The 14,869-nt window shown below is 72.6% G+C and carries 13 protein-coding genes; 10 read left to right on the top strand and 3 right to left on the bottom strand.

What is annotated here, in order from left to right:
* Positions 1-40 precede the first annotated feature (40 nt).
* The 4 genes from SSP29_RS45035 (at position 41) to SSP29_RS45020 (ending at position 5,696) form a co-directional block, all read left to right on the top strand.
* Positions 41-3,250: a S41 family peptidase gene (locus SSP29_RS45035; RefSeq protein ID WP_089106780.1), complete on the top strand. Its 3,210-nt coding sequence runs from the start codon at positions 41-43 to the stop codon at positions 3,248-3,250.
* Between the two features lie 158 nt (positions 3,251-3,408).
* Complete coding sequence (locus SSP29_RS45030; protein ID WP_089106779.1) at positions 3,409-3,762, top strand: histidine triad nucleotide-binding protein; 354 nt, start codon at positions 3,409-3,411, stop codon at positions 3,760-3,762.
* 6 nt (positions 3,763-3,768) lie between these two features.
* Complete coding sequence (locus SSP29_RS45025) at positions 3,769-4,683, top strand: ribonuclease Z (RefSeq protein ID WP_089106778.1); 915 nt, start codon at positions 3,769-3,771, stop codon at positions 4,681-4,683.
* A gap of 20 nt (positions 4,684-4,703) precedes the next feature.
* Positions 4,704-5,696, top strand: coding sequence for an adenosine deaminase (locus tag SSP29_RS45020; protein WP_150136168.1), 993 nt, complete (start codon positions 4,704-4,706; stop codon positions 5,694-5,696).
* Positions 5,697-5,755: 59 nt separating this feature from the next.
* Here SSP29_RS45020 and SSP29_RS45015 read toward each other — a convergent pair whose 3' ends face one another.
* A complete protein-coding gene (locus SSP29_RS45015; protein ID WP_150136167.1) occupies positions 5,756-6,940 on the bottom strand; it encodes an MFS transporter in 1,185 nt (394 codons plus the stop codon).
* A gap of 353 nt (positions 6,941-7,293) precedes the next feature.
* The gene (locus tag SSP29_RS45010) at positions 7,294-8,070 is read right to left on the bottom strand and encodes an IclR family transcriptional regulator (RefSeq protein ID WP_089106776.1); all 777 of its coding nucleotides are present in this window, start codon (positions 8,068-8,070) and stop codon (positions 7,294-7,296) included.
* A 106-nt stretch (positions 8,071-8,176) separates the two neighbouring features.
* Between SSP29_RS45010 and SSP29_RS45005 the strand changes: the two genes are divergently transcribed.
* Both SSP29_RS45005 and SSP29_RS45000 read left to right on the top strand, forming a co-directional pair.
* Entirely contained in the window at positions 8,177-9,130 is a 954-nt protein-coding gene (locus tag SSP29_RS45005) for a 5-dehydro-4-deoxyglucarate dehydratase (RefSeq protein WP_089106775.1), read from the top strand.
* Between the two features lie 95 nt (positions 9,131-9,225).
* Positions 9,226-10,401 (top strand): carbohydrate kinase family protein, encoded by a 1,176-nt coding sequence (locus SSP29_RS45000; RefSeq protein ID WP_089106774.1) that lies wholly within the window; start codon positions 9,226-9,228, stop codon positions 10,399-10,401.
* A gap of 244 nt (positions 10,402-10,645) precedes the next feature.
* Here the strand turns inward: SSP29_RS45000 and SSP29_RS44995 are convergent, their stop codons facing one another.
* Entirely contained in the window at positions 10,646-11,335 is a 690-nt protein-coding gene (locus SSP29_RS44995; RefSeq protein WP_089106773.1) for an FAD binding domain-containing protein, read from the bottom strand.
* Positions 11,336-11,585: 250 nt separating this feature from the next.
* On the opposite strand from SSP29_RS44995, the gene SSP29_RS44990 reads away from it, so the two are divergent.
* Genes SSP29_RS44990 through SSP29_RS44975 form a run of 4 tightly spaced genes read left to right on the top strand, consistent with a single transcriptional unit; the run spans position 11,586 to position 14,843 of the window.
* Positions 11,586-12,653 carry a PhoH family protein gene (locus tag SSP29_RS44990; protein ID WP_089106772.1) on the top strand — a complete coding sequence of 356 codons (1,068 nt, stop codon included), beginning with the start codon at positions 11,586-11,588 and terminating at the stop codon, positions 12,651-12,653.
* A gap of 14 nt (positions 12,654-12,667) precedes the next feature.
* A complete protein-coding gene (gene ybeY, locus SSP29_RS44985) occupies positions 12,668-13,165 on the top strand; it encodes an rRNA maturation RNase YbeY (protein ID WP_089106771.1) in 498 nt (165 codons plus the stop codon).
* Positions 13,166-13,185: 20 nt separating this feature from the next.
* A complete protein-coding gene (locus tag SSP29_RS44980) occupies positions 13,186-14,487 on the top strand; it encodes a hemolysin family protein (RefSeq protein WP_089106770.1) in 1,302 nt (433 codons plus the stop codon).
* Positions 14,484-14,843, top strand: a complete 360-nt coding sequence (locus SSP29_RS44975) for an MmcQ/YjbR family DNA-binding protein (protein WP_089106769.1) — start codon at positions 14,484-14,486, stop codon at positions 14,841-14,843. The genes SSP29_RS44980 and SSP29_RS44975 overlap by 4 nt, the downstream gene beginning before the upstream one ends.
* The last annotated feature ends 26 nt before the right edge of the window (positions 14,844-14,869 follow it).

Genomic DNA, 14,869 nt, shown 5'->3' with positions numbered 1-14,869 from the left:
TCGGCCACCGGGAACACGCCCCGATGCATAGGCTGAGCGAGTGACTCAGGGTGCAGCGAACGGACCGCGGTCCTACCTCCGATTTCCGCACGTCCACGGCGATCTGGTCGCCTTCACCGCCGAGGACGACGTGTGGCTCGCGCCCCTGGACGGCGGCCGGGCCTGGCGGGTCAGCGCCGACAACGTCCCCGTGACGCTGCCGCGCATCTCGCCCGACGGGACCACGGTCGCCTGGACCTCCACCCGCGACGGCGCCCCGGAGATCCACCTCGCCCCCGTCGACGGCGGTTCCTCGACCCGCCTGACCCACTGGGGAAGCGCCCGCACCCAGGTACGCGGCTGGACCGCCGACGGCCGGGTCCTCGCGGTCACCACCCACGGCCAGGCCAGCCTCCGGCGCAGCTGGGCCCACACCGTCCCGCTCGACGGCGGCCCGTCCACCGTCCTGCCCTACGGCCCGGTCGGCCATGTCGCCTTCGGGCCGCACACCGTGCTGCTGTCCGCGCCGATGGGGCGGGAGGCGGCCTGGTGGAAGCGGTACCGGGGCGGTACGGCGGGCAAGCTGTGGATCGACCGGGAGGGCGCCGGCGAGTTCGAACGGCTGCACGCGGAGCTCGACGGGAACCTGGAGTACCCGGTGTGGTCCAGCGACCGGATCGCCTTCCTCTCCGACCACGAGGGCACGGGCGCGCTCTACTCCTCCCTCGCCGACGGCTCCGACCTGCGCCGCCACACCCCGCTCGACGGCTTCTACGCCCGGCACGCGTCCGGCGACGGCACCCGGGTCGTCTACGCCTCGGCCGGTGAACTCTGGCTCCTCGACGACCTGGAGGGCGCCGAGCCGCGCCGCCTGGACATCCGGCTCGGCGGGTCCCGGGTGGACCGGCAGCCGTATCCCGTCAACGCGGCCCGCTGGTTCAGCTCCGCCTCGCCCGACCACACCGCGCGCGGCAGCGCCGTCCTGGTGCGCGGCGGCGTGCACTGGGTGACCCACCGGTCCGGTCCGGCGCGGGCCCTGGCGGCCCAGCCCGGGGTGCGGGCCCGGCTGCCCGTCACCTTCCGCGCGGACGCGGAGGAGTGGGTGGTGTGGGTGACGGACGCCGAGGGCGACGACGCCCTGGAGTTCGCCCCCGCGACCGGGCTCGTGCCCGGCTCCACCCCGCGCCGGATCGCCGCCGGACAGCTCGGCCGGGTCCTGGACCTCGCCGTCGCCCCCGACGGCGGCCGGGTCGCCGTCGCCGCCCACGACGGCCGGCTGCTCCTCGTCGAGCGGGAGACGGGCGAGGTCCGCGAGGTCGACCGCAGCGAGGACGGCGACGTCTCCGGACTGGCCTTCTCCCCCGACTCCGGCTGGCTCGCCTGGTCCCACCCCGGTGCCGGCGGGCTCTGCCAGCTCCGCATCGCCCACACCACCGACCTCACCGTCACCGAGGCGACCCCGCTGCGGTTCCGGGACTACGACCCCGCCTTCACCCGCGACGGCAAACACCTCGCGTTCCTCTCCACCCGCTCCTTCGACCCGGTCTACGACGAGCACGTCTTCGACCTGGCCTTCGTGGTCGGCGACCGCCCGCACCTGATCACCCTCGCCGCCACCACCCCCTCGCCGTTCGGCCCGCAGCGGCACGGCCGTCCCTTCGAGACCCCCGACAAGGACGAGACCCCGGACGCGGAGGGCACCCCCGCCACCCGCATCGACCTGGAGGGCCTCGCCGACCGGATCGTGCCCTTCCCCGTCGAGGCCGGCCGCTACTCCACGCTGCGCACCGCCAAGGACGGCGTGCTCTGGCTGCGCCACCCGGTGCGCGGCGTGCTCGGCGCCTCCCGCGCCCACCCCGAGGACCCGGCGCCCAAGACCGAGCTGGAGCGCTACGACCTCGCCCAGCAGCGCATCGAGTACCTCTCCTCCGACGCCGACCACTTCGAGGTCAGCGGCGACGGCAAACGCGTCCTGCTGTGGGCCGACGGCAAGCTCAAGGTCGTACCCAGCGACCGCCGCGCCTCGGGCGACGACGACAGCGACACCAACGTCACCGTCGACCTGGCCCGGGTCCGGCAGACCGTCGACCCGGCCGCCGAGTGGCGGCAGATGTTCGACGAGACCGGCCGCATCATGCGCGACCAGTTCTGGCGCCCCGACCTCGGCGGCGTCGACTGGGACGGCGTCCTGGACCGCTACCGCCCGCTCGTCGAGCAGGTCGCCACCCATGACGACCTCGTCGACCTGCTCTGGGAGGTCCAGGGCGAACTCGGCACCTCGCACGCCTACGTCACCCCGCGCGGCGGCCACGGCGGCGGCGCCCGCCAGGGCCTGCTCGGCGCCGACATCTCCCGCCACCCGGACGGCAGTTGGCGCATCGACCGGATCCTGCCCACCGAGACCTCCGACCCCGGTGCCCGCTCCCCGCTCGCCGCACCCGGCGTCGCGGTACACCCCGGCGACGCGATCGTGGCCGTCGCCGGCCGCCCGGTCGACCCGGTGACCGGCCCCGGCCCCCTCCTCGTCGGCACGGCCGGCAAGGCGATCGAACTGACCGTGTCCCCCGCGGGCGGCGGCGAGTTGCGGCACCCGGTGGTCGTCCCGGTCGCCGACGAGGAGCCGCTCCGCTACCACGCGTGGGTCGCCGACCGCAGGGCTCATGTGCACACGTCGTCCGGCGGCCGCCTCGGCTACCTCCACGTCCCCGACATGCAGGCACCCGGCTGGGCCCAGATCCACCGCGACCTGAGCGTGGAGATGGCCCGCGAGGGCATCGTCGTGGACGTCCGCGAGAACCGCGGCGGGCACACCTCCCAGCTCGTGGTGGAGAAACTGGCCCGGCGGATCGTCGGCTGGGACCTGCCGCGCGGCATGCGGCCGTTCAGCTACCCGAAGGACGCGCCCCGGGGGCCGGTCGTGGTCGTCGCGAACGAGTTCTCCGGCTCGGACGGCGACATCGTCAACGCGGCGATCAAGGCACTGGGCATCGGCCCGGTGGTCGGCACCCGCACCTGGGGCGGCGTGATCGGCATCGACAGCCGCTACCGCCTGGTCGACGACACCCTGGTCACCCAGCCGAAGTACGCGTTCTGGCTGGAGGGTTACGGCTGGGGCGTGGAGAACCACGGCGTCGACCCGGACGTGGAGGTCGTACAGCGGCCGCAGGACTGGGGGGCGGGCAGGGACCCGCAACTGGACGAAGCGGTGCGGATAGCGCTGGAGGCGTTGGAGACGACGCCCGCGAAGGTTCCGCCGACGCTGCCGATGTAGGTAAGGGCGCCTGGTCCCACCTGAAAGGGGCGCGGGGCTGTTCCGATGTGCGGCTCCGCCGCGGGGGCGCGACCAGCCCCCACCGGCCCGCAGCCAGACCGACTACGATGCCCCCGGAGCTGATCACCGGGCACTGAATCACCGGGCGAGGAGAAGACATGGCCGGGGAACCCCAGGACGACTGCCTGTTCTGCAAGATCGTCGCAGGCCACGTCCCGGCGACGATCGTCCGGGAGACGGACACCACCGTCGCCTTCCGGGACATAAACCCCCAGGCGCCCACCCACGTCCTGGTGATCCCCAAGGTCCACTACAGGAACGCGGCCGAGCTCGCCGCAGGCGACCCCGCCGCGGCCGCCGACATACTGCGTGAGGCCCAGGCCGTCGCCGACGAGGACAAGCTGGAGAGCTACCGCATCGTCTTCAACACCGGCAGCGGCGCCGGCCAGACCGTCTGGCACGCCCACGCCCACGTCATCGGCGGCCGCGGCCTGCAGTGGCCGCCCGGATAACTCGCCGTGTCCGTACGTGAACTGGTGGTCCTCGGCACCGCCAGCCAGGTCCCCACCCGGCACCGCAACCACAACGGCTACCTGCTGCGCTGGGACGGCGAGGGCATCCTCTTCGACCCCGGCGAGGGCACCCAGCGGCAGATGCTGCGGGCCGGGGTCGCCGCGCACGACCTGAACCGGATCTGCGTCACCCACTTCCACGGCGACCACTCCCTCGGCCTCGCCGGGGTCATCCAGCGCGTCAACCTCGACAAGGTCCCGCACCCGGTCACCGCGCACTACCCGAAGTCCGGGCAGCGCTTCTTCGACCGGCTGCGGTACGCCACCGCGTACCGGGAGACCGTCGGCATCACCGAGGCCCCCGTCGACGCGGACGGCGACCTCGCGGCCACCCGCTCCTACACGCTGCAGGCCAGGAAGCTCTCCCACCCCGTCGAGTCGTACGGCTACCGGCTCACCGAGCCCGACGGCCGCCGCATGCTGCCCGAACGGCTCGCCGCGCACGGCATCACCGGCCCCGACGTCGGCCGGATCCAGCGCGAGGGCGTCCTCGGGGACGTCACGCTCGACGAGGTCAGCGAGGTGCGCCGCGGCCAGCGGTTCGCGTTCGTGATGGACACCCGGCTGTGCGACGGGGTGCACGCCCTTGCAGAGGGCTGCGACCTGCTCGTCATCGAGTCGACGTTCCTCGACGAGGACGCCGGACTCGCCGCGGAACACGGCCACCTGACCGCCGGTCAGGCGGCGGCCGTGGCCCGCGACGCGGGGGTACGGCACCTCGTGCTGACGCATTTCAGCCAGCGCTACCCGGAACCCGAGAACCCCGAGAGTTTCGAACGGCAGGCACGGGCCGCCGGCTACGAGGGCGAGCTGACCGTCGCCTACGACCTGCTCCGAGTGCCGGTTCCGAAGCGCAGGTGAAGCGGACGTACCATGCTTTGATGCCCCTCCCCAAAGCAGAACTGCACCTCCACATCGAAGGCACCCTGGAGCCCGAGCTGGCGTTCGAGCTGGCCGCGCGCAACGGCGTCGAGCTGCCGTACGCGGACACCGAAGCGCTGCGCAAGGCGTACCAGTTCGAGGACCTGCAGTCCTTCCTGAACCTGTACTACGAGCTCATGGCCGTCCTGCGCACCGAGCAGGACTTCGAGGACCTCGCGAACGCGTATCTCGCGCGGGCCGCTGCCCAGGGTGTGCGGCACGCCGAGATCTTCTTCGACCCGCAGGCGCACCTCGCCCGGGGCGTCGGCATGGGGACGGTCGTCGAGGGCCTGTGGCGGGCGCTCGGCCGCAGCGTCGAGAACCACGGGGTCTCCACCCGCCTGATCATGTGCTTCCTGCGGGACGAGTCCGCCGAGTCGGCGATGCGGACGCTGGAGGCCGCGAAGCCGTACCTCGACCGGATCATCGGCATCGGGCTGGACTCGGCCGAGGTCGGGCATCCGCCGGTCAAGTTCCGCGAGGTGTACGCGGCCGCGGCCGAGCTGGGGCTGCGGCGGGTGGCGCATGCCGGTGAGGAGGGGCCGCCGGAGTACATCACCGAGGCGCTGGACCTGCTCGGCGTCGAGCGCGTCGACCACGGGCTGCGCTGCCTGGAGGACCCGCAACTGGTCGCCCGGCTGGTGCGGGAACGGATCCCGCTGACGCTGTGCCCGCTGTCGAACGTCCGGCTGCGCGCGGTCGACGTGCTCGCCGAGCACCCGCTTCCGGCCATGATCGAAGCCGGGCTGCTGTGCACGGTCAACTCCGACGACCCGGCCTACTTCGGCGGCTACGTCGCCGACAACTACCACGCCGTGCGCGACGCCCTGGGCCTGTCCAGGGAGCAGATGCGGGAGCTGGCCCGCAACTCCTTCCTCGCCTCCTTCCTGGAGGACGACGAGGAACTGCGGGCCCGGTACCTCGCCGAGGTGGAGGCGTTCGAGTTCGGCTAGGGCCTGTCTGACAATTCCCGTCGTCGCCCGGAGGGCAGACGGGAATTGTCAGACAGGCCCTAGGCCGCCACGTCCAGCCGTGCGGTGTCCCCGGTGTGCGCCGCGTGGGTCGCGACGGTGGTGGTCCTGCGCCGCAGTGCCACCGCCGTCAGCGGTACCGCGACCGCCAGCAGGCCCACCGCGAGGACCGTTCCCATCGCCGGGAAACCGGCCCGCGCCGCCAGCAGGCTGCCGGTCATCGGGCCGACCGCCGTCCCCAGCGACGACGCCGACCCGACCAGCACCGCCCAGCGGCCGCGCGGGTCCAGGGCGGCGGCCAGGCCGATGACGTACGACAGGACGACCGGGTAGAGCAGGTTCCAGGCGATCTCGCCGGTCGCGAAGGACGTGAGGTCGGTCGCGGACGCGCTGAGCGCGATACAGCCCGCGATCAGCACGGTGCCGAGACCGATCGGCAGGGCCCGGCCGAGCCGCGGGCCGAGGGCGCCCGCGCCGACCACGCCGAGCAGGCCGGTGCCGAGCGCCACCGCGAACACCAGGCCGACGGTCGCCTCGCTGAGATGCGCCTGCGTCAGGCCGATCCGGCCGCTGACCCCCCACAGCGAGTTCTGCGCGGCCGACCAGCAGGGCATCGCGGCGGCCAGCAGCAGACCCGAGCGCAGGTGCGGGAGCCGGGAGCCGGCGGCGGCGCGGGGGAGGGCCGGGGCGGTACGGGGGGACAGGCGGGCGGTGAGCGGCCACACCGCGAGCGCCGTGAGCGCGATCGCGGCGAGGGGCTGCGCGTGGCCGGGGCCGAGGTGCGGGACCGTCAGATAGACGGCACCCGCGAGGGCGGAGACGCCGAGCAGGCCGAGGGTGGTGGTGCGGTGGGGGTCGCGCTGTGCGGCGATGCCGGTGGCGGCGACGGCGGTGATCGTGCCGGAGCCGAATCCGCCGACGGCTGCGCCGGCTATGACCGCGGGGACGGCGGTGGTCAGGGCCGCCCCGCCGTAGCCGAGGACCGCGAGCAGAAGTCCGAGCCGGGCGAGGGTACGGGGGCCGGTGCGGTCCACCCGGGAGGCGAGGAGGAAGCCGGCCGTCGCCGAACTCAGCAGCAGGGCACTGCCGATGGCGCCTGCCTGGGTGGCGGAGAGGGGGAGCCCCGATGCGAGCCTGCCGACGGTGGTCGGGAGGAGGTACGGGGCCAGGTACCCGGCCGTGAAAAGGGCGACGAGGGGCCAGGGGGTGGTGCGGGGGGCGGACACGGGCGTTCCCAGGGCATGCGAAAGGAGCGGCTCAAGAAGGGGGTTGGGCGCAGGCCGTCGAGGGACAGGAACGCGCGGAGAATTTGTATCAAGGGCGGGGGACCGGAAGAAGGGCGGGGGGTGTGATGTGGGGCACGGTGGGGTTTTGGGTGCGGGGGAGGGGGTAGGACCGCCGCGCGCCGTGGGGGGTTCGGTGAGTGGCGGGTGCGGCTGAGTGGGGGTTCCTCGCGCAGTTCCCCGCGCCCCTGGGTTGGCTGCGGTTCGGGTGTTTGAAGGGCGGGTGTGCTGGTCGCGCCCATGCGGCGGAGCCGCAGATCGGTACAGCCCCGCGCCCTAAGACAACGTGGGACCACTCACCGCCAGTTGACTGTGCCGCCCGTTGTCGCTGACTCGATGCGGGTGCGGATTTCCTGCATCACCGTGATGATCTGGTCCTCGTGGGCCGGGGTCAGGCGGGCCACCGGTACCGAGCAGCTGATCGCGTCCTGGGGCGGGGTGTCGTAGCGCAGGGCGAAGCCGAAGCCGGTGATGCCGAGGACGCCTTCCTCGCGGTCGATCGAGTAGCCGCGGGCGCGGACCCCGGCCAGGTCGGCGGCGAGGGCGTCGCGGGTGGTGCGGGTGTGGGGGGTGAGGGGCCGGTAGGGGCCCGCGGGGAGGTCGGCGTCCGGGCGTTCCGCCAGCAGCGCCTTGCCGAGGGCGCCCGCGTGGGCCGGGAGGCGGCGGCCCACCCTGCTGATCGTGCGCAGGTACTCGTGGGACTCCCGGGTAGCCAGGTACGCCACGTCCGGGCCGTCCAGGCGGCCCAGGTGGATCGTCTCGCCGAGCACCTCCGAGGCCTCGTCGAGGTAGGGGCGTACGAGGCGGACGCGCGGGTCCGAGTCCAGGTAGCTGGTGCCGGTCAGCAGGGTGCGGATGCCGATGCCGTAGAGGGAACCGGTGGTGTCGGTGCGGACCCAGCCGCGGGTGATCAGCGTCTGCAGCAGGGCGTACATCGAGCTGCGCGGGACGCCGAGTTCGTCCGCCAGTTCCTGGAGGCGGGCCGGACGGTCGCCGCGGGCCGCGAGGAGCTCCAGCAGCTCCACCGTGCGCGCCGCGGACTTCACCTCGCGGACGCCTGCTGTCTCGGACATGTGCAGATCGTAGAGGGGCGGGGCGGTGTGCGCCGTTGACGGGGGTGCGTTCGCATATCTAGTCTCAGTTCTTGTACGTGGATGCTGTCTATATGGGGAGACAGAGATGGGTGGGGTGGCCGGACAGCCGGAGCATGTGGTGCGGAGGCTGCGGGACGGGATGGCGGGCGGGGTGCTGTCGTTCCCGCTCACCTCGTTCCACGCCGACGGGTCCCTCGACGCGGACGGATTCCGGGCGTACGTCGCGGGGCAGCTGGCCGCCGGGCCCGGCGCCCTCTTCCCGGCCTGCGGCACCGGGGAGTTCTTCTCGCTGGACGAGGAGGAGTACCGGCAGGTGGTGAGCGCGGCGGTCGCGGAGGCCGGCGGCCGGGTGCCCGTGGTCGCGGGGGTGGGTTACGGCTGGGCGCAGGCCGTCCGGTTCGCGCGCATCGCGGAGGAGGCCGGCGCGGACGCCCTGCTCGTGCTGCCGCACTACCTCGTCGGCGCCCCGCAGGACGGACTCGTCGCGCAGGTCGAGGCGATCGCGGGCCGGACCGGGCTGCCGCTCGTCGTCTACCAGCGCGGCCAGGTCACGTACACCGCCGAGTCGCTGGCGCGGATCGCCGGCATCCCCGGCGTCATCGGGCTCAAGGACGGGCACAGCGACCTCGACCGGCTCCAGCGGCTCACCCTCGCCGCCCCGGACGGCTTCCTCTTCTTCAACGGCGCCGCCACCGCCGAGATCCAGGCCCGCGCCTACGCCGCCGTCGGCGTCCCCGCCTACTCCTCCGCCGTGCACGCCTTCGCCCCGGAGATCGCCGACGCCTTCTTCGCCGCCCTGCAGGGCGGCGACCACGGCACGGTCGACAAGCTGCTGCGCGACTTCTACGTGCCGTTCGTCGAACTGCGGGACCGGGTGCCCGGATACTCGGTCTCGCTGGTGAAGGCGGCGGCCCGGCTGCGCGGCCGGCCGGTGGGTCCCGTGCGCGCCCCGCTCACCGACCCGTCCACCGCCGACCTGGCCGACCTCGACGCGCTGCTCACCGCCGGCCTCGACCTCGTGGGGGCCGTCCGCTGGTAGCGCCGCTCGTTCGGGCGGTCGTACGGCGAGAGCGGCCGCCTCTCCCGCGCCATGGTGCAGACTGACCGGATCCGCACCACGTCAGGGAGCGCACCGTGACCGCGTCCAACGCGTTCGCCGGAGAGGAACCGGAGTACCTCGACGACGACAGGGGAGCAACAGCACCGCACTGCGCCGCGCAGGTCGACCCGCTGGCCGGCCTGCGCTCGCCGGGCGACCCGCCCTGGGACGTCTACCTCACCGGCACCGTCTTCCTCGACATCGTCTTCACCGGCCTCGACTCCGCGCCCGTGCGCGGCACCGAGTCCTGGGCCCGGGGCATGGGCTCCAGCCCCGGCGGCATCGCCAACATGGCCACCGCCCTCGCCCGCCTCGGCCTGAAGACCTCCCTCGCGGCCGCCTTCGGCGACGACCACTACGGCGAGTACTGCTGGGACGCGCTCGCCCAGGGCGAGGGCATCGACCTCTCCCCGTCCCGGACCGTGCGCGGCTGGCACTCGCCGGTCACCGTCTCCATGGCGTACGAGGGCGAGCGGACCATGGTGTCGCACGGGCACGAGCTGCCCGCCGACACGCTGTTCCGCCAGCAGAACGCACCCGGCCACCCCGCCCGTGCGCGTGCCGCCGTCGCCTCCCTCACGCCCGGCAAACGCAACCCCTGGATCGCCAGGGCGGCCGCCGAGGGGACCCGGATCTTCGCCGACGTCGGCTGGGACGACACCGGTGCGTGGGACCTCGCGGGCCTCGCCGACCTGGAACACTGCGAGGCGTTCCTGCCGAACGCGGAGGAAGCGAGGCGGTACACCGGCGAGGACTGCCCGCGGGCCGCGGCGCACGCCCTCACCGAGTACGTGCCCCTGGCGGTCGTCACCCTCGGGGCGGAGGGGGCGTACGCGGTCGACGGGCGGACCGGGGAGTCCGCGGAGGTACCGGCGATCGCGGTGGAGGCCCTCGACCCGACCGGCGCGGGCGACGTCTTCGTCGCCGGCTTCGTCACCGGCACGCTGGCCGACTGGCCGCTGGCCGACCGGCTCGCCTTCGCGGGCCTCACGGCAGCTCTGTCCGTCCAGGAGTTCGGCGGCTCCCTGTCCGCTCCCGGGTGGTCGGAGATCGGGGCGTGGTGGCGGAAGGTGCAGTCGGTGGACGGGCAGGATCCGGCGGCGCTGCGGCGGTACGCGTTCCTGGAGGGCCTGGTGCCGGAGGAGGACCAGGTGAGGCCGTGGCCCCTGCGGAGGGCGGTGCCGACGATCGGGTTCGGACGCGCGGGGTGACTGCCGAGGGTGCGGGTGCGGCTGCGTGGGGGCTGGGGCCGGGGGTTTCACTTGCCCGCGTTGGCGCGGTGCCGCCCGCGCCCACCCGTGCCGCCCTGGGGGCACCTCCCAGGCCCTTAAGGCACTGGGGGAGGCACGACTGCCCGCGGCTATATGAGTCACGGCTGTGCAGCGCGCCCCAAAGGGGCGCGGGGAACTGCGCGAGCAACCCCCACTCACCCGCAGCCGACCACGAACCGCCGCCCTACTCCCCCCGCACCTTGGCAACCTGCTCCCGCACCAGCGACCGCCCCGCCTCCGACACCCCCGACAACGCACCGGCGAACAGTTCCTCCACCCCGCCCCCGTCGGCCCCCACACTCCCGCTGGTCACCGCATACCCCTCCCGCACGGCGACCCGCAGCACACCCTCCGTGTCCACCGCCGCGGCGGCGATCGTCGGCACCTCCCCGCCCGCCGGGTCCGCGACCTTCGCGTACGCGCCCCTCACCGGCTCCCGCCAGCGCAGCGCCAGCAGCAGCGGCGACTTGGCCTGCACCTCGGCCAGGTCCACCCGGTGGACCCCGTCCGCCGTGAGCACGTCGGCCCACGCGTCCAGCGCGATCGCCGCCGGCAGCAGGTCCCGCAGACTCGACCCGGCGATGTTCCCGCCCACCGTCGCCGTCCGGCGCACCGCCCCCGTGCCCACGCCCTTCGCCGCCTGCCGCAGCATCTCCGGAACCCGGTCGTCCACCTGGTGCAGCAGGACCGCGCCGCCCAGCACACCGTCCCCGACCGCCGTCGCCTCCGGTACCTCCCGCAGGGACACCGCCTGTTCCGGGAAGCCGTCCCGCTGCCACGCGGCCCATATCAGGGTCGCTCCGCCGACGGGTATCGCCCCCTCGGCCAGACATTCCCGGGCCTCGGACACCGACGTGGGCAGACGCAGCAGCACGGCTACCTGCTTTCTGTGCGGACAGGTGGCGTGGAGCGGACGCGGCCCCCCGACCACGTATGGCAGTGACGGCTCGGATTCTGCCCCGGCGTGCAGGAGCGCATGCAGGGCTCATGGCTGCAGCGGGGGCGCCTCCGCTGTGAAAAGGCCTACGGCGTTGTCAGTCCCGCGTCGTACGCTTGGTATCGCGAGGCCGCCCTCAGCTACGCGGCCGTGATGAGGAGGAACCGCAGGCCTTAAGCGCCGGCCCATGACTCAGACACCCACAGCTCACACCCCCGCGCAGCAGCAGGCCCGAGCTCAGTTCGAGGTTCCCGCCCAGCACCCGATGGTCACCGTGCTGGGATCCGGCGACTCGCTGCTGCGCGTGATCGAGAAGGCCTTCCCGGCGGCCGACATCCACGTCCGGGGCAATGAGATCAGCGCGGTCGGCGATGCCCGTGAAGTCGCCCTCATACAGCGCCTGTTCGACGAGATGATGCTGGTGCTCCGCACCGGACAGCCGATGACGGAGGACGCAGTGGAACGCTCGATCGCCATGTTGCGGGCGAGTGAGAACGGGGAGGGCCCGGAGGAGACCCCGGCCCAGGTTCTGACACAGAACATCCTGTCCTCGCGCGGCCGCACCATCCGCCCCAAGACCCTCAACCAGAAGCGGTACGTCGACGCGATCGACAAGCACACGATCGTCTTCGGCATCGGGCCCGCCGGTACCGGAAAGACCTACCTGGCCATGGCCAAGGCGGTGCAGGCCCTGCAGTCCAAGCAGGTCAACCGCATCATCCTGACCCGGCCGGCGGTCGAGGCGGGCGAGCGGCTCGGCTTCCTGCCGGGCACGCTCTACGAGAAGATCGACCCGTACCTGCGCCCGCTGTACGACGCGCTGCACGACATGCTCGACCCGGACTCGATCCCGCGCCTGATGGCGGCCGGGACGATCGAGGTGGCGCCCCTCGCCTACATGCGCGGCCGCACCCTCAACGACGCCTTCATCATTCTCGACGAGGCCCAGAACACCTCTCCCGAGCAGATGAAGATGTTCCTCACCCGGCTCGGCTTCGAGTCGAAGATCGTGATCACGGGTGACGTCACCCAGGTCGACCTGCCCAACGGGACCAAGTCCGGTCTGCGCCAGGTGCAGGACATCCTGGACGGCGTCGAGGACGTGCACTTCTCCCGGCTGACGTCCCACGATGTCGTACGGCACAAGCTGGTGGGCCGTATCGTCGACGCGTACGAGAAGTACGACAGCACGCACGGCACGGAGAACGGCGCGCACCAGGGCGGCCGCTCGAAGTCCGGGCACAAGGGGAAGTAGACAAGCACAGCGCCATGTCGATCGACGTCAACAACGAATCCGGAACCGAGGTCGACGAGCAGGCGATCCTCGACATCGCCCGCTACGCCCTCGCGCGGATGCGCATCCACCCGCTCTCCGAGCTCTCGGTGATCGTCGTGGACGCCGACGCCATGGAGCAGCTGCACATCCAGTGGATGGACCTGCCCGGTCCGACGGATGTCATGTCCTTCCCGATGGACGAGCTGCGGCCGCCGTCGAAGGACGAGGAGGAGCCGCCGCAGGGGCTGCTCGGCGACATCGTGCTCTGCCCGGAGGTCGCCGCCAAGCAGGGGGCCGAGGCCGACACCCAGCACTCCATGGACGAGGAGCTCCAGCTGCTCACCGTCCATGGCGTGCTGCACCTGCTCGGCTACGACCACGAGGAGCCCGACGAGAAGGCCGAGATGTTCGGCCTGCAGGCGGCCATCGTGGACGGCTGGCGGTCGGAGCAGGGCCTGACCGGCCCGTCCCCGGCGCCGACGGTCTCGTAGGCGGGCCGGGTCGTATTCGTATGAGTCCGCAGATCGTCCTCGGCGCGATCGTGCTGGTCGTCGTCGGCTGGCTGGCCGCCTGCGCCGAGGCCGGTATCGCCCGCGTCTCCAGTTTCCGGGCCGAGGAGGCGGTGAAGTCGGGGCGGCGCGGCAGCGCCAAGCTCGCCCAGGTCGCCGCCGACCCCACCCGCTACCTCAACGTGGCGCTGCTGGTCCGGGTCGCCTGCGAGATGGCGGCCGCGGCGCTGGTCACCTACGCCTGCCTCCAGGAGATCCCGACCACCTGGCAGGCGCTGCTCGCCGCGATCGGCGTGATGGTGCTCGTGTCGTACGTCGCCGTCGGCGTCTCCCCGCGCACCATCGGCCGCCAGCACCCGCTGAACACGGCGACGGCCGCCGCGTACGTGCTGCTGCCGCTGGCCCGCGTCATGGGCCCGATCCCGTATCTCCTCATCCTCCTCGGCAACGCGCTCACCCCCGGCAAGGGCTTCAGGCGCGGCCCGTTCGCCTCCGAGGCCGAACTGCGGGCCCTCGTCGACCTCGCCGAGAAGGAGTCGCTGATCGAGGACGACGAGCGCCGGATGGTGCACTCGGTCTTCGAGCTGGGCGACACCCTGGTCCGGGAGGTCATGGTCCCGCGCACCGACCTCGTCGTCATCGAGCGGTACAAGACCATCCGCCAGGCGCTCACCCTGGCGCTCCGCTCGGGCTTCTCCCGGATCCCCGTCACCGGGGAGAGCGAGGACGACATCGTCGGGATCGTGTATCTGAAGGACCTGGTCCGCAAGACGCACATCAGCCGGGACGCCGAGTCCGACCTGGTCTCCACCGCGATGCGGCCCGCGTTCTTCGTGCCCGACACCAAGAACGCCGGTGACCTGCTGCGCGAGATGCAGAAGGAACGCAACCACGTCGCCGTCGTCATCGACGAGTACGGCGGCACGGCCGGGATCGTCACCATCGAGGACATCCTGGAGGAGATCGTCGGCGAGATCACCGACGAGTACGACCGTGAACTCCCGCCCGTCACCGACCTCGGCGACGACCGCTACCGGGTCACCGCCCGCCTCGACATCACGGACCTCGGGGAGCTGTACGGCCTTGAGGAGTACGACGACGAGGACGTGGAGACTGTCGGCGGCCTGCTCGCGAAGGCCCTCGGCAGGGTGCCGATCGCCGGCGCCGCCGCCCAGGTCGAACTCCCCGACGGCCGCAGGCTGGCCCTCACCGCCGAGTCGGCCGCCGGCCGCCGCAACAAGATCGTGACGGTGCTGGTGGAGCCGGTGCCGGCGCCCGACGCCGCGAAGGACGACCCCGAGTGACCCCGGACCAGCTCCGAGCCTTCTGTCTCTCCTTCAACGCGGCCGAGGAGGACTTCCCCTTCAACCCGGACATCTCGGTCTTCAAGGTGCACGGCAAGATGTTCGCGCTGAGCTGGATGGACGCGGAGCCCCTCAAGGTCAACCTCAAGTGCGACCCCGAGGACGCGATCCGCCTCCGCGCCGACCACGAGGGCCTGATCGCCCCCGGCTACCACATGAACAAGCGGCACTGGAACACCGTGACCGTGGACGGCGACCTCCCCGACCGCCTGGTGAAAGACCTGATCGAGGACTCGTACGACCTCGTCGTCGCCGGTCTGCCGAGAGCGGAGCGGCTGCGGCTTGACCGGCCGTAGCCGCCCACCGAAGCGAGGGAAGGCCT

The sequence above is a fragment of the Streptomyces hyaluromycini genome, from assembly GCF_002217755.1.
Classification (GTDB): Bacteria; Actinomycetota; Actinomycetes; order Streptomycetales; family Streptomycetaceae; genus Streptomyces; species Streptomyces hyaluromycini.
The sequence above is the reverse complement of the archived record's forward strand: the minus strand, read 5'-3'. Positions and strand labels throughout refer to the sequence as shown.

Coding starts and splice junctions, on each gene's coding strand:
- SSP29_RS45030 (WP_089106779.1), top strand. CDS start 3,409: ATGGCCGGGGAACCCCAGGACGACTGCCTGTTCTGCAAGATCGTCGCA.
- SSP29_RS45020 (WP_150136168.1), top strand. CDS start 4,704: ATGCCCCTCCCCAAAGCAGAACTGCACCTCCACATCGAAGGCACCCTG.
- SSP29_RS45010 (WP_089106776.1), bottom strand. CDS start 8,070: ATGTCCGAGACAGCAGGCGTCCGCGAGGTGAAGTCCGCGGCGCGCACG.
- SSP29_RS45005 (WP_089106775.1), top strand. CDS start 8,177: ATGGGTGGGGTGGCCGGACAGCCGGAGCATGTGGTGCGGAGGCTGCGG.
- SSP29_RS44990 (WP_089106772.1), top strand. CDS start 11,586: ATGACTCAGACACCCACAGCTCACACCCCCGCGCAGCAGCAGGCCCGA.
- ybeY (WP_089106771.1), top strand. CDS start 12,668: ATGTCGATCGACGTCAACAACGAATCCGGAACCGAGGTCGACGAGCAG.
- SSP29_RS44980 (WP_089106770.1), top strand. CDS start 13,186: ATGAGTCCGCAGATCGTCCTCGGCGCGATCGTGCTGGTCGTCGTCGGC.